The organism is Xanthomonas cannabis, from assembly GCF_040616535.1.
Taxonomy (GTDB): Bacteria; Pseudomonadota; Gammaproteobacteria; order Xanthomonadales; family Xanthomonadaceae; genus Xanthomonas; species Xanthomonas cannabis.
In genome coordinates, this window is record NZ_CP136580.1 from 328,399 (window position 1) to 350,654 (window position 22,256).

Below are 22,256 nucleotides of genomic sequence, written 5' to 3' on the forward strand. Positions count from 1 at the left end.
CATGGCTTATCGACGCTCCGCCCTGATGGAAGAACGCCTGGCCGGCAACCGCGAACGCATCCTGCACGCGGCCCGCGCGCTGATCGCCGAGGGCGGCTACCGCAACGCCCCGATCACCGCGGTGGCGGCAGCCGCTGGCGTATCAACCGGGCAGATTTATCGGCATTTCCCGTCCAAGGCCGAGCTTTTCGTTGAAGTTTTAAATGCGGCGGTGCAGCGTGAGATGACCATCCTGCGCGCCATTGCCGCCACCGATGCCAGTGCGGCCGAGCGCCTGCGCACCGCCATCGCCACTTTCGTGCGACGCGCGCTGGCCGGTCCGGCGCTGGCATACGCGTTCATCGCCGAGCCGGTGGAAGGCGAAGTGGATGCCGAGCGCATCCGCGGCCGTCGCCTGTTCGGCGAGGTGTTCCGGCAGTTGTTGGCCGAAGGCGTGGCCGCCGGAGAATTTCCCGAACAGTCACTGGATGCCGCAGCAGCCTGCATCGTGGGCGCCTTCACCGAGGCCCTGGTCGGGCCGATCGCGCCCAGTCGCGGCGACCCGCAGCAAGGCGAACAGCTGGTGGAAGCGATCAGCGGCTTCTGCCTGCGTGCGGTAGGGGCGACCAGGAAGGTCTGACACCGCGCTGACCGTGCATCCCGTCGTGCTGGATGGATGCTGATTGCTGTGCATATACTGTGCACGTCACCTGCCCGAGCACACCCATGGTCGCCGTCCTCAATCCCCTCTCCCTGACCGAGCGGTTGCGCGCGCCCGACCGCACCATTCTTTCGCCGGCAGCCATGGCCGGCCTGCTGGAACTGTCGCAGCAGGAGCTGGCCGAGCTGGCCGGCGTGCATCGCAACAGCCTGCGCGTGCATCCGGAAAGCCCGCGCGTGCAGGAGGTGTTGCGCAATCTCTCGCGGCTGCTGGTGGCGATGGCGCAGATCCAGCCGGACGAACACCAGGTGGTGTTCCATCTGAAAAACACCCCGATCCCCGTCTTCGAGTTCGCCACCCTGCTGGAGGTGGTCAAGCAGGGACGCACCGACGATGCGTTGACCTATCTGCGTACCGTCGCCTCGGGGGCCGCCGGTTGAAGCTGAGCGCTCCGGCGCACTGCACGCTGTATCGCGCCTTCACTCCGCGCTGGGCCGCCGAACCGCTGAGTGGTGCCGGTGCGGCGCGCTCGGGCGGGCGCTTCAATCGTTTCGGTCAGCCGGCGCTGTACCTGTCGCTGCAACTGGACACGGCGGCGGCCGAATACGCACAGGCCGCCCCGTTCCTGCCGCCGTTCACGCTGGTCAGCTACGCGGCCGAGTTGCCGGCGCTGGCCGATTTGCGCCTGCTCGATGCCAGCTGGGACGCGCTCTGGGCCGACTGGACCGACGACTGGCGCAAGGCCCTGGTCACCAAGGTCGAGCCGGTGAGCTGGGTGCTTGGCGACCTGCTGCGTGAGGCGCAGATTCCCGGGGTGATCTTTCCCAGCCTGGCAGCGCCGGACGGGATCAACGTGGTGCTGTTCCTGGACATGCTGCAGCCCGAGCAGGTGCTGCGGGTGCTCGACGATGGCCGGCTGCCACGCGATGGCCGCAGCTGGGGCGATCCTCCGCCATGATCCGCCGCGGTCTCAGCCCATCAGCAGGTGCGCGGCGCCAGCCAGCACCGGCACGGCGATGGCGGCCGGCAGCACCGCGCCACGCCGATAGGGCAGCAGCCACAGTGCCAGCACCGCCGCGGTGGCAGTCAGCGTTCCCAGCCACAGCACCGGGCCGATGCCCCACCCCTGCGCGCGGACCGCCAGGCCAAAGGCGAGCAGCAGCAACAGCCAGCCGATGCTGCGCAACTGCCGCGTGCGCGCAGTGCCCAGGCTGCGGCCACGCAGCTCGTGCTGGTGTTTTTCCATCGCCAGGCACAGCGCCGCGAAGCCGGAAAAATTCAACGCCAGCAACAGCATCACGCTCATGCACTTTCCTGCAGCGGTACGCTGTTTTGCGCCGGGGCGGCGACCGTGGCACGCGCACGTCGGGCAGCCGCGGATTGCGGCGCTTTCCAGTGCTGCAAGCGCCAGCCGGCAATGCCCAGGCAGATACCCAGGCCCAGGCAGACCAGATCGACGCCGGCCAGCATCCATTGGCCGGACGGCAGCGTCACGCCCAGATGCACATCGGTGGTGATTGCGTTGAGCAGCGGCACCAGCGCAAACAGGGCGCCGCCCAGGTACAGCTGCCAGCTCCACATTGCGCGGCGCGGCCAGACGAACGCAGCCAACAACGCGCTGGCCCAGGCGGCAAAGAACAGGTTCGCTTCCATCGCTGCGCGCGCTTCCAGCGCCACCGGCAACAACCGGTTTGCCCAGAAGAAGCTGGCAAAGGCGATCGGCAGCCCGGCCACGGTGCCGATGTTGAGCGCGTCCACCAGGCGCAATCCAAACCCGATGCGTCCAGCCTTCAGGTGCTTGGGGCGTTCCTTCACCGCCCACATCACCACGCCGCTGGCCACCATCAGGCAGCCAAGCAGGCCGGAAGCAAAAAACAGCACCCGCAGCCACGGACTGGCAAAGTGCGCGATGTGCAGCCCCACCATCACCCCGCGCGTTTCGCTCGCGCCGCCGGGCACGCCGCTGCGCTGCAGGCGCGTGCCGGTGAGGCCGTCGTACAGGATGGAGGGCGCGGTGCTGGACAGCTGCGCGGCCAGTTGGCTGACGCCGACTGCCGCATGCGCATCGTTGGGCAGCGACACCGCCACGTTGCCGATCTCGCCCCCGCGCAGGTCGCTGCGGGCGCGCACCACAAACTGTTCCAGCGGCAGCATGTGCGCCGGCGTGCCGGCCGCCTGCCGGGTGTCGGCCACGCGGTTGGCCGACTCGTCGTAAAAGCGCATCTCGTCGCTGGCGTAGCGTGCCTTGATGCCCCACGGCAGGTACATGAACATCAAGGTCACGATGCCGGTATAGGTGATCATCGCGTGGTATGGCAGCGCGGTCACTGCGCTGACGTTATGGAAGTCCAGCCACGAGCGCAGGCCCTTGCCCGGGCGGAACGTGAAAAAGTCCTTGAAGATCTTCTTGTGCGTGATCACGCCGCTGATGATGGCCACCAGCATGAACATCGCGCAGAACCCGACGATGTAGCGTGCCCACATCACCGGCAGGTAATGCAGGTCGAAGTGCAGCCGGTAGAAGAAGTCGCCGCCCAGCGTGTCGCGCGCGGCGATCTCCTTGCCGGTGGCCGGGTCGATGATGGCGTTGCCGTACATCTCGCGGCGGCTGGCCGGTTTGCCGTCGGCCGGCGCCGGGTTCTGCCAGTACATGCTGACCACCGGCGTCCGCGCGTCCGGCAAGGTGATGTTCCAGCTCACTGCGTCTGCTGCATGTGTCTGCAGATACTGCTCGGCGCTGCGGACGGCGGCCTCGCTGCTCACCGTGGTGGTGGGCAGTTCCGGGCGCATCCAGCGGCTGATTTCATCGCGGTAGTAACTGGCGGTGCCGCCCATGAAGATCAGTAGCAGCACCCAGCCGACCAGCAGGCCGGTCCAGGTATGCAGCCATGCCATCGACTGGCGAAACCCCTGCTTCATGCCGCTCCCCGCTGCAGCCAGGCCGCCAGCGCGAACATCAGCGCCGCCGGGACCGCGATTCCCGCCCAGGCCCGCCACACGCTGGCGGTGGCAAATGCCCACAGCGGCGCGCAGGCGCATACCACGATGCCGACCAGCATGCTGGTCAACACCGCTTCACTGCGCGGCATCGGCAGGACCAGGGCCAGCAACAGGTTGGTGGCGCTGGCCAGCGCATAACCGCCAACAATCGCGGCCAACGTGCGCGCCAGCACGCCCAGCCACGGGCGCCTGAACCAGGGAAGCGACAGGTGTGGGGCGCTGGACATCAGGCAAGCGTTGGAGGTGGCCGGTTCATTCGGCGACGAAGGTCAGCGTGCTGATGTGGTGCACCAGCGTCACCTGCTTGCCGGCGATCTCGCGCTTGACCGGCTCCTTGTTGTTCACTACCAGGATGTGGCGACCGGGGCGCAGCTTGGGCAGGGTGACCTGGCCCTTGGCGTCGGAGGTCAGCGTCTTCTGCCACTTCTGCGGGTCGATCACGGTGACCTCGGCCTTGGGCAGCGGCTTGTTGCGATACAGCACCGTGAGCGTGCTGCCGTTGGCGGTGGTGGGCACCAGTTCCAGATCCAGCTTGGCCGACGGGGTCGCGCGGCCGGCACGGGCGTAATAGCTCACGGTCTCGAAGCCGCCGGCTTCACCCTTCCACGGCTCGAACACGCCGTCGTCGCTCAACCAGGCATCGCCCGCGCCAGACAGAGGTGCAGTCAGGAACTCGCTGCCGCGTTGCAGTGCACCGGCCTTGCCGGCAGTACCGAACACGGTCGGCTTGACCACGCGCTTGATCTCGTCCTGGCCGTGATCGAGCGTTTCCTGCGCCGGCTCGCCGAAGAAGATGCGCACCGGGCCGCTGCCATCGCGTTCGATCCAGATTTCGTGGGCCTGGGCGGACAGACTGAGGCTGGCCAAGGCCAGGCAGGACAGCAGGAAGGATTTCATCGGGGCGACTCCTGGTAACGGGACCGGGCGAGGCGGCAGGCGCGTCCCCGTGGATTGATGGGAATGATACGCAATTCCGTCGGACCAGACCAACGCGCCATGCGGCATTGCGGCAATTTGCTGGCAGGCGCGAGCGTGCCCGTGCGCAGGAACCATCTCCGGGTGGGGCAGGCTGCACATTGGCTGCAATCACTGTCACGCACGCTGGTCAGACTGGCAGGAACTGTGCTCTATACTCCGGCGCTAGCAGAGGTCTTCGACCAACAGCCAGGGGTGAGCGCGTGCGGAATTACGACCTCGAGTTCCTGAAAAAATTCTCGATGGTGATCGGATTACTGGTAGTGATCACCCTGGGCCTGATCGCCCTGGCAGCGTATTTGCAACGGGCCATTCCCGACGAGGTCTCGCCGACTGCCGCCAAACGCGTGCAGCAGCGCATCGCGCCGGCCGGCGCGGTCTATGCCGGTACCACCGGTGCGGCAGCGCAGGCAGCCGCCCAGGCGGCAGCGCTGGCCAAGGCCTCATCGCAGTCGGCCTACGGTGGTACCACCGACGGCAAGACCATCTTCGACAACCTGTGCACCGCCTGCCACACCACCGGCGTAGGCAAGGCGCCGACGCTGGACCACTCGCACTGGGATGCTCGTATTGCCCAAGGCAAGGACACCTTGTACAAGCACGCGATCGAGGGCTACACCGGCCCGGATGGCGGCATCATGCCGCCCAAGGGCGGCAACCCGGCGCTGACCGAAGAACAGGTGCGTGCAACGGTGGACTGGATGCTGGGCAATCTGAAGTAAGGTCGCTGTGGGGCATCGCGGGGCGTGGTGTGCCGTTGTCGGCCCTGCACCGCCAATCGCCAGCGTTGTCCCTTGCTTGATCGGATGCGTCGCCTGCAGACCCTGGTGCGGGCAAGCGCAGCGGAGTGTCGATGCAGCACACTGGTCGCATCGCGTGTCCCGTAAAGAACACGCCTGGCGGCACTTCACTGCGGTTTGTTAGCCTGTTCCCGCGCTTCACCCCTCGCGCCGCCTTCCGGGCGGCGTTTGCGTTTGATCCATCCCATCTGGAGTCGTTCGATGTCGCATCGCCCGCTGCTTGTGCTCGGTCTGGCCGGTCTATTGGCGCCACTGCTTTGCAGCGCTGCAGACGGTGCCGCGCAGCGGCTCTCGATTGCCGACGTGCAGGGCGAGGACACCCGCAGCCCGTACGATGGCCGGGCGGTCGAGGTGGAAGGCATCGTCACGGCTGACACGCGGGCGGGCCTGGCCGGCCTGTTCGTGCAGCAGCCGGGCGTCGAGCCGCGGCGCTCGCATGGGCTGTTCGTCACCGGTGCGGGCAATGCCGAGGTCGCGGTGGGCGACCGCGTGCGCATCGTCGGCACGGTGCGCGAGGTCTCGGCAGGTGGCGAAGCGAGTCTGACCACGCTGGAGGCCAGCAGTATCGAGCGGCTTGCCAGCGGCCAGCCGGTGCCGGTGCGCATGCTCAGCGGGCCACCGGCCAACTGGGAAGCGCTGGAAGGCGAGCACGTGCGCATCGCCGCGCTGACGCTCAACGGCAGCGATCGCCTGGACGCCGACGGCGAGCTGGTCGCCGCGTTCGGTGGGCGGCTGTGGCAGCCGAGCGAAGTGGCGGCGGCCGGCACCCCGGCCTTCGCCCAGGTGGAGGCCGATAACGCGCGTCGCCGCGTGTTGCTGGACGATGTCCGCAACGGGCGCAGCCCCAAGCAGGTGTCCTACCTGCCGGCCGATGCGGCGTTGCGCAGCGGCAGCCTGCTCAAATCGGTCGATGGCATCGTCGATCAACGCTACGACGGCCGGTACCGCATCCAGGTGCTCACGCCGCTGGCCGTGCCGGCCATGCCCACCGCGGCGGCGCCGCAGGTAGGTGGCGACCTGCGCATCGCCTCGTTCAACCTGGAGAATTTCTTCAACGGCAATGGCCGCGGTGGCGGCTTTCCGACCAAGCGCGGCGCACGCACGCACGAACAGTTCCAGGCGCAGCTGGCCAAGCTGGTCGCCACCATCGTGCCCTTGCGCGCCGACGTGGCCGCGCTGATGGAGCTGGAAAACGACGGCAGCGGCGCCGATACGGCCGTGGCGCAACTGGTGGCTGCGCTCAACGCCGCCGGCAAGGACAAGGACTGGCAGTTCGTCGATACCGGCAGCGGTCCGGGCGATGACGCGATCCGGGTCGGCATCGTGTATCGCAGCTCGCAGGTGACCCCGGTGGGCAAGCCGGCCACGCTGACCGGCGGGCCGTTCGAGAACCACAGCCGCGTGCCGCTGGCGCAGGCGTTCCGCAGCACGCGCGGGGCGACCTTCGTGGTGGTCGCCAATCACTTCAAATCCAAGGGCTGCGGCTCCGCCAGCGGCGCCGATGCCGACCAGCAGGACGGCCAGGCCTGCTGGAACGCCACCCGCACCGAATCGGCCAAACGCCTGCATCAATGGCTGCAGACCGACCCCACCGGCGCGCAGACCAGGCTGGCCGTGCTGCTGGGCGACTTCAACGCCTACGCGATGGAAACGCCGATGCGCAGCCTGCGCGCCAGCGGTTGGCAGGACGCGTTTGCGGTAGCCGGGGTGAAACAGCCTTACAGCTACGTCTACGACGGCATGAGCGGACGCCTGGACCACGCGTTGCTCAGCCCGGCCATGGCCAAGCAGCTGCGCGGCGCGGTTGAATGGCACATCAATGCCGATGCGATGGACGAGGCCGGCTATGCCAAGCGCAATCTGCCCGGCCCATGGCGCAGCTCCGATCACGACCCGGTATTGCTGGGCTTCTCGCTGTAGCGCAGGGCGGGGATCGATGTGGCGCGGTGATCGCTCCTGCCGCTAGCGCGCGCAGTTTCCGTGTCGGCGCCGCAGCCGCAGATTCACCAGGTGGGTGCTTGCCAGCAGCAGGCTGCCGACGACGGTGATCGGTGTTTCCCAGGCGCCGCCGGCCAGGCCGCTCGCGCCGAGCACCAGCCCGGTCAGCCCGCAGATCGCCAACACCCACACCAGTGGCGGCAGCGCGTGCCGGCGGTGGGTGCTCCACAACGCGTAGCCGCTGAGCGGTACCGCCGCCGTGGCAAACACCACATGCACCCATTCGGCCCGGCTCCAGGCTCCCAGCAGTGGCAGCGCGGCGGCCAACAGCGGCAGGGCAAGGCAATGCAGCAGGCACAGCCCGGACAAGGCGATGGCCGAGCTGTCCAGCAGGGAAGCGGTGGCGCGCATCTACGGTGTCCTGTCGGCAAAGTGTTATATAGTAACACTTCATCTCAGCCAGGCCGTCAGGATGTCCCTGTCCCCCAAGCGTGATTCGCGTCTGCCCGTCACCGTGCTGTCCGGCTTCCTGGGCGCCGGCAAGACCACCTTGCTCAATCGCATCCTGCATAACCGCGAGGGCCTGCGTGTGGCGGTGATCGTCAACGACATGAGCGAGATCAACATCGATGCGCAGCTGGTACGCGACGGCGGCGCGGCCCTGCGGCGCACCGAAGAGACGCTGGTGGAATTCAGCAATGGCTGCATCTGCTGCACCCTGCGCGACGATCTGCTGCAGGAAGTGCGGCGGTTGGCCGAACACGGCGGCTACGACTACCTGCTGATCGAATCGACCGGCATCGCCGAGCCCATGCCGGTGGCGGCCACCTTTGCGGTACGCGACGCCGACGGCTTCAGCCTGTCGGATATCGCCCGTCTGGACACCATGGTGACCGTGGTGGATGGCAGCCGTTTTCTGCAGGACTTCGGCTCGGCCGCCACCCTGGCCGAACTGGGGCAGCAGGCCGGCCCGGACGACACGCGCGGGCTGGTGCAATTGCTCGGCGAGCAGGTGGAGTTCGCCGACGTGCTGGTGATCAGCAAGTGCGACCGCATCGACCCGGCGCAGTTGCAGCGCCTGCGTGCGGTGCTGCGTGCGCTCAATCGCGAGGCGGCGATCGTGGATGCGGCCCATGGCAATGTGCCCTTGCAGCAGCTGCTCGATACCCGGCGCTTCGACTTCACCCGCGCGCAGCTGGCACCGGGCTGGATGCAGGAACTGCGCGGCCAGCACACGCCGGAAACCGAGCAGTACGGCATCAGCAGTTTCGTGTATCGCGCACGTCGGCCGTTCCACCCGCAGCGCTTTGCGCGCATGGTCGGCAGCGGTCTGCCGCAGGTGATTCGCAGCAAGGGATTCTTCTGGCTGGCCAGCCGTATGGACTGGGTGGGCGAATTGTCCAGCGTCGGTGGCGCCACCCAGACCACTGCGGCGGGCTTCTGGTTTGCCGCACGCCATCGCGTGGATGCGCAGGCGATCGGCCAGCCACAGCAAACCAGCATCACCCCGCTGCCCTACACCGATATCGGCTGGCAGCGGCAACAGACGCACTGCTGGAGCGCGCCGCTGCCGCAACTGCACGAAGTGGGGGACCCCAACGAATATGCCGCCATGCAGCGGCTCTGGCACCCGCTGTGGGGCGATCGCCGCCAGGAGCTGGCGGTGATCGGCGTGGACATGGATGCACCGCGCACACGCGCGGCGCTGGATGCCTGCCTGCTCAGCGACCAGGAGCTGCGCCAGGGTCCGGCACACTGGCAGCTGCTGGATGACCCGTTTCCGCACTGGGAGCGCTAAGCCCGGCGTGCTGACGCATGACGCGCACGGCCGTCGTGCACGTCATAAGGCCACGACGCGCTGCGTCAGCGTGATCCCCACGCGATCAGTGCGATCGCCACCACCGCCAATGCCAGGCCCACGCGGGTCCAGCGTGTGGTGCGTTCGCCAAAGGCCAGCATGCCGACCAGCGCGCCGAGCACCACCACACCGATGTTCATTGCCGCAAACACCGTGGCAGGGCTATGCGCCAGGTGTTGATGCGCACGCACGTAGAACAGGATGTTGCCGAAGTTGAGCACGCCCAGCAGCAAGCCGGCGGCGATGCTGGGCAGGTGCAGGCGATGACCACGTCGCACGCGCAACACCTGCGCGCACAGCAGCAGCGCAAAGGCGAGGGCAAAGCACAGCGTCAATGCAGTGAGCGAGGGCGTGCCCGACAGCGCGATGGTCTTGAGCAACACATCGATCAGCGCAAAACCGGCCCAGACGCCCAGTAGCCACGGCCACGCGCGTGCCTGCACCAGCGGTTCCGACACAGGCTCGACCGCAGGCGCTGCGCGCGGGCGCTGCACGATGCCGACGATGGCCAACACGCCGATGCCCAGGCCTGCCAGTTTCCAGACCCCGGCGTGCTCGCCGAATACCGTGAATGCGGCTGCAAGCGACAGCAGCAACGACAGCCGCTGGGCCACATCGGTACGCACGATTCCGGCCACCCGCACCGAGCGCGCCAACACCAGGAAAATGCCTGGCAACGCGACTGCCAGCCCTAGCAGCGCGAGCCACGGCGTGCCGGGTGCATGCAGGCTGGCAAACGACGGTTCGAGCAGTCCCACGGCCAGCACGCTGGCGGTGGCGTAGTTCCAGGTGATGGCCTGAAAGACGTCGATGTCGCGACGCGGTGCGAGCTTCAACAACACCGACACCAGGACACTGCAAATGACGGCAAACAACAGAAAATGCATGGGCAACGCAACGAAGTGTGCAGGCAGGGCGATGAACGCGGCCAGCGGGGCGGCTATTATGAGGCCATGTCCAATCCCCCATTCCCCACCGAATCCGCAGCGCTGACGCTGGGCGGGCCTGTCGGTCCGCTCGATGTCGCGGTGGATCTGCCCGACGCGGACGTGGCCATGCAACCGGTCACCGCCATCGTCTGCCACCCGCTCTCCACCGAGGGCGGCAGCATGCACAACAAGGTCGTCACCATGGCCGCACGCGCGCTGCGCGAGCTCGGCATCACCGTGGTGCGTTTCAATTTCCGCAGCGTCGGTACTTCAGCCGGTGTGTTCGATCATGGCGATGGCGAGCAGGACGACCTGCGCGCAGTGGCCGAGTGGGTACGCGCGCAGCGGCCGGACGACACGCTGTGGCTGGCCGGTTTCAGCTTCGGCGCGTATGTGTCGTTGCGCGCCGCCGGAGCGCTGGCGCCGCAGGCGTTGATCTCGATCGCACCGCCGGCGGGGCGCTGGGATTTCAGTGACATGCAGCCGCCGGCGCAGTGGCTGGTGATCCAGGGCGATGCCGACGAAATCGTCGACCCGCAGGCGGTGTACGACTGGCTGGACACGCTGGAGCAGCAGCCCGAGCTGGTGCGCATGCCCGACACCAGCCACTTCTTCCACCGCAAATTGATCGACCTGCGCGGTGCGATCCAGCATGGTGTCCGGCGCTGGCTGCCGGCCGCCGTCTGACCGCGGCATGGACCACGCGTATCGCCTGGCGATGCGCCGTTGAGCGGGCAGGGCAGCAGCCGGTCCGCGGAGAACGCAATGAGTGAGATGACCCCGTCGCAGCGCTACGCCGCCGGCGTACAACGTGGCGACTGGCGCGCCGACCCTGCCCAGCAGGCGGCCCTGGCGGAACTGGACCGTATCCACGAGGCGCTGGTGGACAGCGCGCAGGATGGTTGGCTGGACCGGCTTTCGGCCTTCTGGAAGAAACCCGAGCCGGTGCGCGGCCTGTATTTCTGGGGCGGAGTCGGCCGCGGCAAGACGTTTCTGGTCGATCTGTTCTACGACGGCCTGCCGATCAAGCAGAAGTACCGTACCCATTTCCACCGCTTCATGCGCGGCGTGCACGAGCAGCTACGCGAGCACGCCGGGCAAAGCGATCCACTGGCCAAGATTGCCCAGCAATGGCGCGAAAACCTGCGCGTGCTGGTGCTGGACGAATTCTTCGTCACCGACATCGGCGATGCGATGTTGCTGGCGCGCCTGCTCGAGCGCCTGTTCGCCGAAGGCGTGACGCTGGTGACTACCTCCAACACCGCGCCGGAAAATCTCTATGCCAATGGATTGCAGCGCGACAGCTTCATGCCGGCGATCGGGTTGCTGCAGAAGTTCTGCGTAGAGCTCTATGCAGAAGGCACCGAGGATTACCGCATGCGCGCACTGACGCGCTCGCCGGTGTACCGCGCGCCGCTGGACGCGCAGGCCGACGACTGGCTTGCGCAACGTTGGGGCGAGTTGAGCGGCAATGCCGAGGCGCGCGCGGGCAATATCGAAATCGAATCGCGCAAAATCCCGGTGCGCGCGCGTGGCAAGAGCATCGCCTGGTTCGACTTTGCCGCACTGTGCGAAGGCCCGCGCGGACCCAGCGACTACATCGAGATCGCGCGCGAATTCACCACCGTGTTGCTTGGCGGCATCCCGCACTTCGACCGCATCAATGAAGACGCCGCGCGTCGCTTCGTCAACCTGATCGACGAGTTGTACGACCGCCACGTCAATCTGGTCTGCACCGCGCAGGACGCGCCGCCAGACCTGTACAGCGGCCAGCGCCTGGCCGGCGCATTCGAGCGCACCGCTTCGCGCCTGATCGAGATGCAGAGCGCGGACTACCTGGCAACGGCGCATCGGGCGTGAGTTGATGGCGTGACAAGCGCAGGCCACAGGAGCGTTGCGCCGGTTGCGTCGCTGCCAGGCTCTTGCCGCTGCCGGCGTCACAGCCGGCAGGTCTTACACCAGGGACGATGCCTCCCTTCGAGTGAAGCGCTCTGAGGGCAGCGGTAAGGTCGCGCAGCCGATGGCCGGCGATGCGCTCTCGATTATTTATCGCTCGGAGGGGTTGTCGCCGCGGGACTGGGCAAATCGTGGTTGTGGTGACCGCCTGCATAAAATCGCTTGCTATTGAGTAGCGCGCTATGTAAAGTGCAGCCCATGGACACCGCCACCGCCCAGACAGACGCACTGCTGCAGCTCGACAACCAGCTGTGCTTTGCGCTGTATTCGGCCAATCTGGCGATGCACAAGCTCTACCGCGGGCTGCTGAAGGGGCTGGACCTGACCTATCCGCAGTACCTGGTGATGCTGGTGCTGTGGCAGACAGACAGCCGCAGCGTGTCGGAGATCGGCGAGCGCCTGCACCTGGATTCGGCCACGCTGACGCCGCTGCTCAAGCGGCTGCAGGCCGCCGGTCTGGTGACGCGCACGCGCGCTGCCGTCGACGAGCGCCAAGTCATCATTGCGCTGACCGATGCCGGCCGCGCGCTGCGCAGCAAGGCCGGTGGCGTGCCAGAGCAGGTACTGTGTGCGTCGTCCTGCTCGTTGGATGAACTGGTCCAGCTCAAGCAGGATCTGGAAAAGCTACGCGCCAGCCTGGGCGTGGGATAAGGCGGGTCGTCGCGCCCTGCTACCGTCTGATACATCGCACCCTATTAAATAGTTACCGATTCACTCACCGCGCATTGCGCTCATCAGGAGAACCACCATGGCCTCACCCGAAAAGATCCTCTACACCGCCCACGCCACCGCAACCGGCGGTCGCGAAGGCCGTGCGGTGTCCTCGGACAGCGCGCTCGACGCCAAGCTGTCCACCCCGCGTGAGCTCGGCGGCGCCGGCGGCGACGGTACCAACCCGGAACAGCTGTTCGCCGCCGGCTACGCCGCCTGCTTCATCGGCGCGATGAAGGCCGTGGCCGCGCAGGACAAGCTCAAGCTGCCGGGTGAAGTGAGCATCGACAGCAGCGTCGGCATCGGCCAGATCCCGGGCGGCTTCGGTATCGCCGTCGAACTGCGCGTGGCCGTGCCGGGCATGGACAAGGCCGAGCTGCAGACGCTGGTCGACAAGGCCCATCAGGTCTGCCCTTACTCCAACGCCACCCGCGGCAACATCGACGTCACCCTGACCCTGGCCTGAGATCGGCCGACGCCGTGCGGCAGACGCATGGCGATGTCAGCAGCGGCCCGGCGCATGCGTCGGGCCGCTGCATTGACGGGGCCGGGTGTTGCCAGGGCTTGGCACACGGCACACTGCAGCAATGACACTGCATCTCCCCCCGGCTTCGGCCGGCAGCGTCGGCGCATGAGCGTCGATCGCCCCACACTGTTGCTGCTGCCAGGTCTGCTCAACGATGCCGAGCTGTGGCATGCGCAACGCGAGGCGCTGGCCGACGTCGCCGATTGCGTGGTCGGCGATCTCACCGGCGCCGACAGCATGCGCGCGCTGGCACTGCAATTGCTCGCGCAGTTGCCGCCGCGTTGCGCGGTGGCGGGTTTTTCGCTGGGTGGCTACGTGGCGCAGGAATTGCTGCGCGTGGCGCCCGAGCGGGTGGAGCGCCTGGCCTTGCTGGATACCTCCGCACGCGCCGACACGCCCGAACGCCTTGCGCAGCGACGCGCGCAGGAAGCCAACGTGCTTGGCGGCAAGAGCTTTCATGGCTTTGGCGAGCGTTTGCTGCGCCACTACGTGCATCCCTCGCGCTGGCACGACCAGGCGCTGCTCGCGCGCGTGCGCGGCATGACCGGGCGGTTGGGCGTGGATGTGTTCGTGCGACAGAACCGCCTGGAGCGGCAGGACGGACGCGACCTGTTGCGCGCCTACCCTGGGCCGGTGCTGGTGATGTGCGGGGAAGACGATGCGATCACCCCGCCAGCCCTGCACGAAGAGATGGCCGCACTCGCTCCACAGGCACAGCTGGTGCGGCTGCCCACGTGCGGGCATCTGTCGCCACTGGAACAACCGCAGGCGGTGTCGCAGGCGCTGCGGAACTGGCTGGCGCGCTAGCTGCTGCGTGCAGCGCGCTTCAATCGCTCAGCCGGTACCTGCGGACTGTGGCCTGCGCAAACCTCATGTGACATGGGCGCTGCGGCACCCCGGCAGCAATATGATCGGCGCTCGGAACACCGCCTCTTGCCGACCTCACACTTCAGCGAACGACGGTTGCCACCACGCTGCCGGATACGGCGGCGTCTTCGTCCTGCGGAGGGGTGTTGAGCTCGAGCATCTGCAGGCGTTGCCCGTCGATGCGGTACTCAAGCGCCTGCTGGATGGCGTATAGCGCCTGTGCCTGCACACAGACCGCTTGCGCCTGTGCCTCCAATGCCTGACTGCGCTGCTGCATGGTCCGCTCCAGCTGCGCATCCAGCGCCGCGCCACGGCGTTCCAGCTGTCCTGCGCGGCCGGTCATCACCGTCCACAGCACGCCGCGGGTGAGGCTGCTGGCCAGATCTTCGGCCGCAGCGTCGACGCTGGCCTGGAAGCGCGCATCGAACAGCTGCTGCTCCCAACGCCCACGTCCCAGGCTGCCATCGACCTGGGCCAGCGCGCCGGTGCGCAGCTGCTCGACCTTGCGCTGCTGGCGCGCGCTACCGGACAGCACATGCACCACACCGCCCAGCGCATCGAAGGTGATGTCGACCACCGAATGGGCAATGCCCGTCACCGCCGGCATCAGCGCGCGGGTGCGTTGTTCGAGTTCGCGCAAGCGCTGCGCATCCGCTGCACTGACCGGCGCCGGCTGGCGGTCCACGTTGAGCTCGCCACCGTGGAAGAAGATTTCGCGCGGGGCGCCCTGTTTGCGGCGCAGCCAGATCCCGCCGCCATCGGCCAGCACGTCGTAGGAGGTGCCGACCTCGCATTGCCGCGAGGACAGAGCCGGCCTGGCCGTCTCGGCCCGCACAGCGCAGCTCGCCAGCAGCAGGATGGGCAGGAGGGCAAGGCGCATGAGGATGGCCGCTGTAGGGGACTGCAGCATCAAGCAGCGCCACGCAGGCTGCATGGGCAGGAAGTCAGGGTGCCGGTACGCCGGCTGGTGGTCGCCGGAAAGCGTGAACCGGGTCGAGCATCGGCGCGCTGACGGTTTTCCAACGGCGGGATCACTTGATTCTCACGGCGGATGGTGTGAATTATGTTGCACAGCAGCATCGGAGCTCCGCAATGCTCGACTCACGTATCGAAAAGGTTGACCTGGCGTTGACCGAGATCGCCCAGGACCCATCGGAAAAGGTGGCGCTGTGGCAATGGGCGTGCCGGGAGATGCTGCACGAGACGCTGATCGGCATGCACCAGCTGTCGCACCTGGCCGGCATCGCCCGCCATGTCGCCAACGACTGGCGCGCTCCGGTGGACGTGATTGCGCCGGCAAAGCCCTACCTGGCGGCGTCGGCCTTGGCTGACCGCCGGCTGCCGCAGGTACTGGACGGCCTGGGCAGCACCCAGGACGATGACGACCGGGCCAACCTGTGGCGGCTGCGCTACGCCAGCCTGATCGCCTCGACACTGCAAGGCATGCAGGCATTGGCCGAGAAGCACCGGATCGATCGTCAGGCCATGGCAATGGGCCAGTTGAACTAGGCAACGGCCACGCCACTGTCCATGGTCGACAAAGGGCGCGGATGTGCGCACCCAAATATCAGCCTCGAGCAAAGACCTCGCCTGCCGCCTGCCTCGTAGGCGCGCCCCGAGCGTCAGGGCATTACCGACCGATTCCCATCCAATCGCGCAGCACCGCAACGCCGTTGTAGGAGCGCGCCAGATGGCGACGGGCAGGATCGCGTGACAGCGCAATCGCGCGCAAGCGCGCTCCTACGATTTCGGTCATCTCTGGTGCCTCATGCCAGCATGTTGCAGGTGCCGCCAGGCATCGCGCACGATCCAGCGCGCCTGATCCCACGGTACGGATAGCGTCGATCGGGAGCAGCAGTCCGCATCCTGCAACGCGCGACACAACTGCGCTTCGGATACCTGCGGATAGGCCAGATAGATGGCGTCGCCCCGCGTCGGTACGCGGGCATCGTCGTCAAACGCGTAACCACCCAGATACCCGTTGGCATGGAGATCGCGCCAGTACGCGATCTCCGCGTCACGTCGGCAGGAGTGCGGGTCAGAACGGATGCGGCAGGCATGGGCAGGGCTCGGTCAGCGAGACTGCTCCCCCTGTCGCCGAACCGTAGCAGTGCGTCGCAAGCCCACCAGCGCGCGACGACGAGCGAACGTCGCGCGCTGCACCCGCACCGCATCAGCCAAGGCGGATACGCACTGCCGGATCAGTCCCAGTCCGGCGCAATGGCGTGCGGGTTGGCCAAGCGCTGGCCACGGTCGAGTGCGGCAATCTCGCCCATGTCCTGCTCGCTCAAACGCAGCGCCTGCGCCTTGAGATTGCTCTCCAGGTTCGCCCGCTTGGTCGACGAGGGAATCACCGAGTATCCCTGTTGCAATGCCCAGGCCAGGGTTACCTGTGCCGGGGTGGCGCCGTGGCGGGCGGCAATTGCCTGGATCACCGGATCCTTCAGTACCTCGCCCACGGCCAGCGTCATGTAGGAGGTGACGTGGATGCCCTGTTCGCGCAGGAAGGTGGTCAGCGCGCGATTCTGCAGGTACGGGTGTACCTCGATCTGGTTGGTGGCGATCGCCTCGGCGCCCAGGATCTCGATTGCCTGCTTGACCAGCGCGATGGTGAAGTTGGAGACGCCGATCGCCCGCGTCAGACCCTGCGCCTTGGCCTGCGCCAATGCTTCCAGGTACTCGCGCATCGGCACCTGGTCCTTGGGCGAGGGCCAGTGGATCAGGGTAAGGTCGACATGGTCGGTGCCCAGCTTGCGCAGGCTTTCCTGCAGGCTTGGCACCAGTGCGTCGCGGTCGAATTTGTCGACCCAGATCTTGGTGGTCAGATACAGCTGATCGCGCGCGATGCCGGATGCGGCGATCGCCTCGCCCACCTGTGCTTCGTTGTCGTAGATCTGTGCGGTATCGACCGCGCGGTATCCCAACTCAAGCGCATTGCGCACCGAGTCGATGACAACCTGGTCCTTGAGACGGAAGGTGCCGAGGCCGAATGCGGGGACAGTCATTGTGTTCCTTTGGGGATGGGGAATGGGGAATCGCAAAAGCGTGAGTCCTGCGCGGCTCTGCGAGTTGGTTAGTCGAGGGCGACGACGGCTTTTCCGAAATTCTTGCCGCGCAAGACGTCGATCAGGCCTTGCGGAGCGCTGTCCAGGCCGTGCAGGACGTGCTCGCGGTACTGGATGCGGTCTTCGCGCAGCCACTGGCCCATTTCGCGCAGGAAAGCCGGCATCAGGCGGATGAAGTCGTGCTGGATGAAGCCGCGCACCGTGAGGCGCTTGCGCAGCACCTGGCCCATGAACTCGGGCAGGCGATCCGGGCCAGGCAGCGCTTGCCCACGGTTGTTGTAGGTGGCAATCACGCCGCAGACCGGGACGCGCGCAAAGTCGTTGAGCTGCGGCAGCACCGCGTCGAAGACCTTGCCGCCGACGTTCTCGAAATAGATGTCGATGCCGTCCGGTGTGGCGGCACGCAATTGCTCTGCAAAGTCGTCGGCGCGATGGTCCAGCGCCACATCCACCTTCAGCGACTCGTGCAGGTAACGCACCTTGTCTTCGCCGCCGGCAATGGCCACCACACGTAGCCCCTGCAGGCGCGCCAGCTGCGCCACCGTGGCGCCGACCGGGCCACTGGCCGCTGCCACCACCAGGGTCTCGCCGGCCTGCGGCTTGCCGATTTCATGCAGGCCGGCGTAGGCGGTAAAGCCGGGCATGCCGTAGACACCGAGTGCGGTGCTCAGCGGCAGGCTGTCGTCCTTGGGCAGCTTGCGCAAGGGCGTGGTCGGGGTGAGCAGGCTATGGGTCTGCCAGCCGCCGCCGAGCACGAGCAGGTCGCCGGGGTGATAGTCGGCATGGTGCGACTCGATGACTTCGCCGATGGTGCCGCCTTCCATCACCGCATCGATCGCAACGGGTGCGGCGTACGAGGGGCCTTCATCCATGCGGCCGCGCATGTAAGGGTCCAGCGACAGGAAGCGGTTGCGCACCAGGATCTGGTCGTGCCCGGTGGGCGGCAGACTGGCCTCTTCGATGCGGAAGTTGTCGGCCGTGGGTTCGCCGTGCGGGCGCGAGGCCAGCACGATGCGGCGGTTGGTGATCGATGTCATGCGGGAGATCCTCGCAGCGGGGCCGCAGGTGCGCGGCCAAAGGAGCACAGCCGCACGGGCGGCTGCGCGAGGGAATGAGCAGGCGTGCGCTGGTGCGCGGGGTCAGGACACAGCCGGTTCCGGCGCGCTTGCACTGTCCAGCTGCGCAATCTGGTCGGCATTCAACGACAGCTGTGCTGCGGCCAGTACATCGTGCAGCTGGGTCACGCTGGTGGCGCTGACGATTGGCGCGGTCAAGCCCGGGCGCGCAATCAACCAGGCCAGCGCGATCTGCGCCGGGGTGGCATTGTGGGTGACTGCCAGGTCGTCCAGGGCCTGCAGGATGCGCAGCCCGCGTGGATTGACGTACTGCTTGACCACCGAGGCGCCGCGCGCGCTGCTCTTGCCGGCGTCCTCGGTGCTGCGGTACTTGCCGGTGAGAAAGCCGCTGGCCAGCGAGTAGTAACTGATCACGCCCAGCTCGCGTTCGCGCGCCAGCGGCTCCAGTTCGGCTTCATAGCCGGCGCGGTCGTAGAGGTTGTATTCGGGTTGCAGGCTTTCATAGCGCGGCAGCGTGTATTGCTCGGAGATATCCAGCGCATCGCGCAGACGCGCGGCGGTGTAATTGGACGCGCCGATCGCGCGTACCTTGCCTTGTTCGATCAAGCGGCCGAACGCGGCCAGCGTGGCTTCCAGCGGAATCGATTCGTCGTCTTCGTGGGCCTGGTACAGATCGATCACATCGGTCTGCAGGCGCGTGAGCGAGTCTTCCACGGCGGCGGCGATGTTGTCCGGCGACAGGCCGGGATGCTCGCTCCACTTGGCCACCTTGGTGGCGATCAGCACTTTGTCACGCTTGCCACTGCGTGCAAGCCAGCGCCCGATGATGGTTTCCGATTCGCCGCCACAATTGCCCGGCACCCAGCCCGAGTACGCATCGGCGGTATCGATCAGATTGAAACCGGCATCGACAAAGGCGTCCAGCAACGCAAACGAAGTCGCCTCATCGGCGCTCCAGCCAAAGACGTTGCCGCCGAAGACGATGGGTTGAACCTGCAGGCCGGAGCGGCCCAGTGCGCGGGGGTGAGTCATCGTGGAGGCTCCTGATTCGAACTCCCCACAGGATAGTCATGCGCACCGATCGTGCGTGTGACACCAACGTGGATTCAGCGTTCCGTCGATCGTGTCCATCGACTCACAGGATGTGAACAAGTCGCTCACGGCCTGCGCTGCGAACCGTTGCTGCGCGTGGCGAGGCGGGCTGATGGCAGGCTCCGGGCCGCATGCTAGGCTCGCGCTACTTTTTACCCGGAAGAGGGCGCTGCGATGATCCGCAACAAGCTGGCCTGTGCATGTGTGATGAGTGTCCTGGTGGCGATGAGCGCGCCGCTGGCGCTGGCGATGAAGCCGGCCGACAGCGCGAGCCTGCCTGCGCCCGATGCCGCGTTGCAGGCGGCCATCAATGGCAACTGGCGCGACCGCGTCTATGTGCAGCGCGATCAATACCGCCATCCGGGCCAGACCCTGGCGTTCTTCGGCATCAAGTCCACCCAGACCGTCATCGAGATCACCCCCGGTGGCGGCTGGTATTCGGAGATCCTGGCGCCCTACCTGCGCGAAAAGGGCAAGTACGTGGCAGCGGTGGTCGACCCGGCCTCTGCTGCGGAAGGCCGCGCACGTGACTACGCCCAGCGTGCGCGCGACGAGCTGGAAAAGAAGTTCCAGGCCAAGCCCGACCTGTACGGCAAGCCGTCGTTCGTGTCGTATGTGCCGAAGTCGCCTTCGTTCGGCGTGGACAACTCGGCCGATCTGGTACTGACCTTCCGCAACGTGCATAACTGGCGCATGGCCGGCAATGCCGAGGCGATGTTTGCCGGCTTCTACAAGGTGCTCAAGCCCGGTGGCGTGCTCGGCGTGGTCGAGCATCGCGCCAAGACCGACGTGCCGGCCGACGACAAGAGCGGCTACGTGGGACAGGCGCAGGTGATCGCGATGGCCGAAGCGGCCGGCTTCAAGCTGGCCGGCAAGAGCGAGCTCAACGCCAATCCGCGCGACACCAAGGATTATCCGGGCGGCGTGTGGACGCTGCCGCCAAGCAACAACCACGACGCGGCCGACGACGCCAAGTACAAGGCGATCGGCGAGAGCGACCGCATGACGCTGAAGTTCGTCAAGCAGTAGCGCGTGTCTGCATGCCGGCGCCAGGTGCGGCCGGCATGCAGCGTTTGAAGCGTCTGCCGCGGTGACGTGCCCGGCGTTTCGGCGTGCATGTCGTCTTCTGCACGCAGGCAATGCCTCTGACGCCAGCGTTCAAGACCGGCGGCGAGCGCTGGCCAAGCGACGCCGCCGACCGTTGCATGCGCGTTACGCTCGATGGAATTTCCTGCTTTTTGTGCTGCAGTCCAGCGATCGCGATGGCGGCGCCCAGCCCGATCACGCACCATGGCCGTGCCCGGCGATGGCCGTGTGCAGCGTTCCTTCCGCAACAGGTCTGTCCATGTTGGTGCTGTTGAACAAACCCTATGGCGTGTTGTCGCAATTCAGCGACCGTTCGCAGCCACCCAAGCGCACGCTGGCCGAGTTCGGATTGCCGGCAGACGTGTATGCGGCAGGTCGACTGGATCACGACAGCGAAGGACTGTTGCTGCTCACCGACGATGGCGCGCTGGCGCATCGGCTCACCGACCCGCGCCACAAACAGCCCAAGACCTATTGGGTGCAGGTGGAAGGCGAGCCGCAGCAGGCGCAATTGCAGGCACTGCGCGAAGGGGTGCTGCTCAACGATGGCCCGACCCGGCCAGCGCAGGTTCGCCGGCTCGACCCCGCACCTGTCCTTTGGCCGCGCGATCCGCCGGTACGCGTGCGCAAGACGGTGCCCGATGCATGGTTGGAGCTGCAGATCAGCGAAGGCCGCAACCGTCAGGTGCGCCGCATGACCGCAGCGGTCGGGTTGCCGACCCTGCGTCTGGTGCGGGCGGCGATCGGGCAGTGGACCCTGGACACACTGGCGCCCGGGCAATGGTGGGTGGAAGACGCGTCACCGGCACGGCCGCGTCGCAACGCGCGCTGATGGCATTGCGTCGGGTCAGACAAGGGCACGGCCGTGACGGCAGGCATCGGTCCCATCGGCTACCCCGTTTGCCATCGCGATCGTGAAGCGCATCGATGCGGTGGATGAGGCAGCGGGAACGCCCAGATCCCGCAGCGAGCCAGCGCGGGAACACGCCACAAATGACGACGCCACGGCGGCAAGCCGTGGCGTCGGGCACTGCATGGGTCATCGCCGGATCGGCGAGACGATGGCTTATTCGATGCCGTCGCTCGGGGTCACGGCAGCGCGGCGCTGGTAAGCAGCGCGGCGTGCATTGGCGTTGCTGGCATGTTCGCGATCGAGGCGATGCACGTTGCCACCCAGCACCTGCTGGTCGCGCTGGCGCTTGCGGTACACCGCATAGCCGATCAGGCCCAGGCCGGCGACGGCAGCCGCTACGGTGACGGCGGGGTTGCGCTTGACCAGCTTGGTGGCGACCTTGCCACCGGTGCGCACGGCGCCCAGTGCCGCGCCGGTCTTCAGCCATTCGCTGGCGCCCGGGCCGAAATGACGCAGGCTGCTGCCGGCATGGCGGGCCTGGTCGCCGGCATTGGAGGCGGCGTGACGCAGGTGGTCGCCCGCGTTGCCTGCCAGTTCCAGGGCACGCTCCAGGGCGCGTTCGGTGATCACGGTCAGCTTGCTCATTGGAGGCGTTTCCTTTCTGAGTACGTGGCCGCAGTGTGTGGGCTGGTCCGTATAGACAGCGTTAGCGGGATCGGGCGTCGTTTGGCTTGCGGTTAGGAAGGACGCGACACGCCGCTGCGACCGATGCTTATCCCGGAAGCGACGAAGGTCTGAACTTGACCGGTGTCGACGATGGACGTCCCTTCTCCCCTCGGGACACTGTCTTCCTCGATGGGGAGAAGGTGCGCCGAAGGGGGCTA

General features: G+C 66.9%; 25 protein-coding genes. 14 read left to right on the forward strand and 11 right to left on the reverse strand.

The window, feature by feature from the left end:
- The first annotated feature begins 1 nt into the window (after position 1).
- The 3 genes from RZV17_RS01390 (at position 2) to RZV17_RS01400 (ending at position 1,598) form a co-directional block, all read left to right on the forward strand.
- The gene (locus RZV17_RS01390) at positions 2-619 is read left to right on the forward strand and encodes a TetR/AcrR family transcriptional regulator (protein ID WP_355606580.1); all 618 of its coding nucleotides are present in this window, start codon (positions 2-4) and stop codon (positions 617-619) included.
- An 86-nt stretch (positions 620-705) separates the two neighbouring features.
- Positions 706-1,080: a hypothetical protein gene (locus tag RZV17_RS01395; RefSeq protein WP_039406735.1), complete on the forward strand. Its 375-nt coding sequence runs from the start codon at positions 706-708 to the stop codon at positions 1,078-1,080.
- Positions 1,077-1,598: an RES family NAD+ phosphorylase gene (locus RZV17_RS01400; RefSeq protein ID WP_104580206.1), complete on the forward strand. Its 522-nt coding sequence runs from the start codon at positions 1,077-1,079 to the stop codon at positions 1,596-1,598. Before RZV17_RS01395 ends, RZV17_RS01400 begins: the two co-directional genes overlap by 4 nt.
- A gap of 12 nt (positions 1,599-1,610) precedes the next feature.
- Here the strand turns inward: RZV17_RS01400 and RZV17_RS01405 are convergent, their stop codons facing one another.
- Genes RZV17_RS01405 through RZV17_RS01420 form a run of 4 tightly spaced genes read right to left on the reverse strand, consistent with a single transcriptional unit; the run spans position 1,611 to position 4,537 of the window.
- Positions 1,611-1,946, reverse strand: coding sequence for a DUF3325 domain-containing protein (locus RZV17_RS01405; RefSeq protein ID WP_355606582.1), 336 nt, complete (start codon positions 1,944-1,946; stop codon positions 1,611-1,613).
- Positions 1,943-3,559: a PepSY-associated TM helix domain-containing protein gene (locus RZV17_RS01410; protein WP_355606585.1), complete on the reverse strand. Its 1,617-nt coding sequence runs from the start codon at positions 3,557-3,559 to the stop codon at positions 1,943-1,945. Before RZV17_RS01410 ends, RZV17_RS01405 begins: the two co-directional genes overlap by 4 nt.
- Positions 3,556-3,867 (reverse strand): DUF3649 domain-containing protein, encoded by a 312-nt coding sequence (locus RZV17_RS01415; protein ID WP_047694447.1) that lies wholly within the window; start codon positions 3,865-3,867, stop codon positions 3,556-3,558. The genes RZV17_RS01410 and RZV17_RS01415 overlap by 4 nt, the downstream gene beginning before the upstream one ends.
- Positions 3,868-3,892: 25 nt before the next feature.
- Positions 3,893-4,537: a DUF4198 domain-containing protein gene (locus RZV17_RS01420; protein WP_355606588.1), complete on the reverse strand. Its 645-nt coding sequence runs from the start codon at positions 4,535-4,537 to the stop codon at positions 3,893-3,895.
- Between the two features lie 281 nt (positions 4,538-4,818).
- Between RZV17_RS01420 and RZV17_RS01425 the strand changes: the two genes are divergently transcribed.
- Together RZV17_RS01425 and RZV17_RS01430 are read left to right on the forward strand one after the other, a co-directional pair.
- The gene (locus tag RZV17_RS01425) at positions 4,819-5,337 is read left to right on the forward strand and encodes a cytochrome c5 family protein (protein WP_039412147.1); all 519 of its coding nucleotides are present in this window, start codon (positions 4,819-4,821) and stop codon (positions 5,335-5,337) included.
- A gap of 279 nt (positions 5,338-5,616) precedes the next feature.
- Positions 5,617-7,335 carry an ExeM/NucH family extracellular endonuclease gene (locus tag RZV17_RS01430; RefSeq protein ID WP_355606591.1) on the forward strand — a complete coding sequence of 573 codons (1,719 nt, stop codon included), beginning with the start codon at positions 5,617-5,619 and terminating at the stop codon, positions 7,333-7,335.
- Between the two features lie 42 nt (positions 7,336-7,377).
- Here RZV17_RS01430 and RZV17_RS01435 read toward each other — a convergent pair whose 3' ends face one another.
- Positions 7,378-7,764: a MerC domain-containing protein gene (locus RZV17_RS01435; protein ID WP_355606594.1), complete on the reverse strand. Its 387-nt coding sequence runs from the start codon at positions 7,762-7,764 to the stop codon at positions 7,378-7,380.
- Between the two features lie 61 nt (positions 7,765-7,825).
- Here RZV17_RS01435 and RZV17_RS01440 point away from each other — a divergent pair, with 61 nt between their 5' ends.
- Positions 7,826-9,151 (forward strand): GTP-binding protein, encoded by a 1,326-nt coding sequence (locus RZV17_RS01440; protein WP_355606597.1) that lies wholly within the window; start codon positions 7,826-7,828, stop codon positions 9,149-9,151.
- A 65-nt stretch (positions 9,152-9,216) separates the two neighbouring features.
- Here RZV17_RS01440 and RZV17_RS01445 read toward each other — a convergent pair whose 3' ends face one another.
- Complete coding sequence (locus tag RZV17_RS01445) at positions 9,217-10,098, reverse strand: EamA/RhaT family transporter (protein ID WP_355606600.1); 882 nt, start codon at positions 10,096-10,098, stop codon at positions 9,217-9,219.
- A 66-nt stretch (positions 10,099-10,164) separates the two neighbouring features.
- On the opposite strand from RZV17_RS01445, the gene RZV17_RS01450 reads away from it, so the two are divergent.
- From RZV17_RS01450 to RZV17_RS01470, 5 genes are all read left to right on the forward strand, one after another.
- On the forward strand, positions 10,165-10,827 hold the full coding sequence (locus tag RZV17_RS01450) for a CocE/NonD family hydrolase (protein ID WP_184553531.1): 663 nt from the start codon (positions 10,165-10,167) through the stop codon (positions 10,825-10,827).
- 78 nt (positions 10,828-10,905) lie between these two features.
- Positions 10,906-12,000: a cell division protein ZapE gene (zapE, locus tag RZV17_RS01455; protein WP_179453411.1), complete on the forward strand. Its 1,095-nt coding sequence runs from the start codon at positions 10,906-10,908 to the stop codon at positions 11,998-12,000.
- Between the two features lie 294 nt (positions 12,001-12,294).
- Positions 12,295-12,747 (forward strand): MarR family transcriptional regulator, encoded by a 453-nt coding sequence (locus RZV17_RS01460; RefSeq protein WP_355606605.1) that lies wholly within the window; start codon positions 12,295-12,297, stop codon positions 12,745-12,747.
- A gap of 97 nt (positions 12,748-12,844) precedes the next feature.
- A complete protein-coding gene (locus RZV17_RS01465) occupies positions 12,845-13,273 on the forward strand; it encodes an organic hydroperoxide resistance protein (protein WP_104580196.1) in 429 nt (142 codons plus the stop codon).
- A gap of 165 nt (positions 13,274-13,438) precedes the next feature.
- The gene (locus RZV17_RS01470) at positions 13,439-14,140 is read left to right on the forward strand and encodes an alpha/beta fold hydrolase (RefSeq protein ID WP_228313317.1); all 702 of its coding nucleotides are present in this window, start codon (positions 13,439-13,441) and stop codon (positions 14,138-14,140) included.
- Between the two features lie 142 nt (positions 14,141-14,282).
- Here the strand turns inward: RZV17_RS01470 and RZV17_RS01475 are convergent, their stop codons facing one another.
- Complete coding sequence (locus RZV17_RS01475) at positions 14,283-15,080, reverse strand: DUF2884 family protein (protein ID WP_355606608.1); 798 nt, start codon at positions 15,078-15,080, stop codon at positions 14,283-14,285.
- Positions 15,081-15,292: 212 nt separating this feature from the next.
- Here RZV17_RS01475 and RZV17_RS01480 point away from each other — a divergent pair, with 212 nt between their 5' ends.
- The gene (locus RZV17_RS01480; protein ID WP_047694459.1) at positions 15,293-15,709 is read left to right on the forward strand and encodes a hypothetical protein; all 417 of its coding nucleotides are present in this window, start codon (positions 15,293-15,295) and stop codon (positions 15,707-15,709) included.
- Positions 15,710-16,401: 692 nt separating this feature from the next.
- Here the strand turns inward: RZV17_RS01480 and dkgB are convergent.
- From dkgB to RZV17_RS01495, 3 genes are all read right to left on the reverse strand, one after another.
- A complete protein-coding gene (gene dkgB / locus RZV17_RS01485; protein ID WP_039412116.1) occupies positions 16,402-17,205 on the reverse strand; it encodes a 2,5-didehydrogluconate reductase DkgB in 804 nt (267 codons plus the stop codon).
- A 68-nt stretch (positions 17,206-17,273) separates the two neighbouring features.
- Positions 17,274-18,302, reverse strand: coding sequence for an NADP-dependent oxidoreductase (locus tag RZV17_RS01490; protein ID WP_355606612.1), 1,029 nt, complete (start codon positions 18,300-18,302; stop codon positions 17,274-17,276).
- Between the two features lie 102 nt (positions 18,303-18,404).
- Positions 18,405-19,373, reverse strand: a complete 969-nt coding sequence (locus RZV17_RS01495) for an aldo/keto reductase (RefSeq protein WP_355606615.1) — start codon at positions 19,371-19,373, stop codon at positions 18,405-18,407.
- Between the two features lie 234 nt (positions 19,374-19,607).
- On the opposite strand from RZV17_RS01495, the gene RZV17_RS01500 reads away from it, so the two are divergent.
- Complete coding sequence (locus RZV17_RS01500) at positions 19,608-20,462, forward strand: class I SAM-dependent methyltransferase (protein WP_184388630.1); 855 nt, start codon at positions 19,608-19,610, stop codon at positions 20,460-20,462.
- 316 nt (positions 20,463-20,778) lie between these two features.
- Positions 20,779-21,351 carry a pseudouridine synthase gene (locus RZV17_RS01505; protein WP_355606618.1) on the forward strand — a complete coding sequence of 191 codons (573 nt, stop codon included), beginning with the start codon at positions 20,779-20,781 and terminating at the stop codon, positions 21,349-21,351.
- Between the two features lie 234 nt (positions 21,352-21,585).
- On the opposite strand, the gene RZV17_RS01510 is transcribed toward RZV17_RS01505, so the two are convergent.
- Entirely contained in the window at positions 21,586-22,017 is a 432-nt protein-coding gene (locus RZV17_RS01510; RefSeq protein ID WP_039413958.1) for a hypothetical protein, read from the reverse strand.
- Between the last annotated feature and the right edge of the window lie 239 nt (positions 22,018-22,256).

Coding starts and splice junctions, on each gene's coding strand:
- RZV17_RS01510 (WP_039413958.1), bottom strand. CDS start 22,017: ATGAGCAAGCTGACCGTGATCACCGAACGCGCCCTGGAGCGTGCCCTG.
- RZV17_RS01395 (WP_039406735.1), top strand. CDS start 706: ATGGTCGCCGTCCTCAATCCCCTCTCCCTGACCGAGCGGTTGCGCGCG.
- RZV17_RS01410 (WP_355606585.1), bottom strand. CDS start 3,559: ATGAAGCAGGGGTTTCGCCAGTCGATGGCATGGCTGCATACCTGGACC.
- RZV17_RS01440 (WP_355606597.1), top strand. CDS start 7,826: ATGTCCCTGTCCCCCAAGCGTGATTCGCGTCTGCCCGTCACCGTGCTG.
- RZV17_RS01450 (WP_184553531.1), top strand. CDS start 10,165: ATGTCCAATCCCCCATTCCCCACCGAATCCGCAGCGCTGACGCTGGGC.
- zapE (WP_179453411.1), top strand. CDS start 10,906: ATGAGTGAGATGACCCCGTCGCAGCGCTACGCCGCCGGCGTACAACGT.
- RZV17_RS01495 (WP_355606615.1), bottom strand. CDS start 19,373: ATGACTCACCCCCGCGCACTGGGCCGCTCCGGCCTGCAGGTTCAACCC.
- RZV17_RS01500 (WP_184388630.1), top strand. CDS start 19,608: ATGATCCGCAACAAGCTGGCCTGTGCATGTGTGATGAGTGTCCTGGTG.
- RZV17_RS01490 (WP_355606612.1), bottom strand. CDS start 18,302: ATGACATCGATCACCAACCGCCGCATCGTGCTGGCCTCGCGCCCGCAC.
- RZV17_RS01405 (WP_355606582.1), bottom strand. CDS start 1,946: ATGAGCGTGATGCTGTTGCTGGCGTTGAATTTTTCCGGCTTCGCGGCG.
- RZV17_RS01460 (WP_355606605.1), top strand. CDS start 12,295: ATGGACACCGCCACCGCCCAGACAGACGCACTGCTGCAGCTCGACAAC.
- RZV17_RS01430 (WP_355606591.1), top strand. CDS start 5,617: ATGTCGCATCGCCCGCTGCTTGTGCTCGGTCTGGCCGGTCTATTGGCG.
- RZV17_RS01505 (WP_355606618.1), top strand. CDS start 20,779: ATGTTGGTGCTGTTGAACAAACCCTATGGCGTGTTGTCGCAATTCAGC.
- RZV17_RS01415 (WP_047694447.1), bottom strand. CDS start 3,867: ATGTCCAGCGCCCCACACCTGTCGCTTCCCTGGTTCAGGCGCCCGTGG.
- RZV17_RS01465 (WP_104580196.1), top strand. CDS start 12,845: ATGGCCTCACCCGAAAAGATCCTCTACACCGCCCACGCCACCGCAACC.
- RZV17_RS01480 (WP_047694459.1), top strand. CDS start 15,293: ATGCTCGACTCACGTATCGAAAAGGTTGACCTGGCGTTGACCGAGATC.
- RZV17_RS01445 (WP_355606600.1), bottom strand. CDS start 10,098: ATGCATTTTCTGTTGTTTGCCGTCATTTGCAGTGTCCTGGTGTCGGTG.
- dkgB (WP_039412116.1), bottom strand. CDS start 17,205: ATGACTGTCCCCGCATTCGGCCTCGGCACCTTCCGTCTCAAGGACCAG.
- RZV17_RS01390 (WP_355606580.1), top strand. CDS start 2: ATGGCTTATCGACGCTCCGCCCTGATGGAAGAACGCCTGGCCGGCAAC.
- RZV17_RS01420 (WP_355606588.1), bottom strand. CDS start 4,537: ATGAAATCCTTCCTGCTGTCCTGCCTGGCCTTGGCCAGCCTCAGTCTG.
- RZV17_RS01475 (WP_355606608.1), bottom strand. CDS start 15,080: ATGCGCCTTGCCCTCCTGCCCATCCTGCTGCTGGCGAGCTGCGCTGTG.
- RZV17_RS01435 (WP_355606594.1), bottom strand. CDS start 7,764: ATGCGCGCCACCGCTTCCCTGCTGGACAGCTCGGCCATCGCCTTGTCC.
- RZV17_RS01470 (WP_228313317.1), top strand. CDS start 13,439: ATGAGCGTCGATCGCCCCACACTGTTGCTGCTGCCAGGTCTGCTCAAC.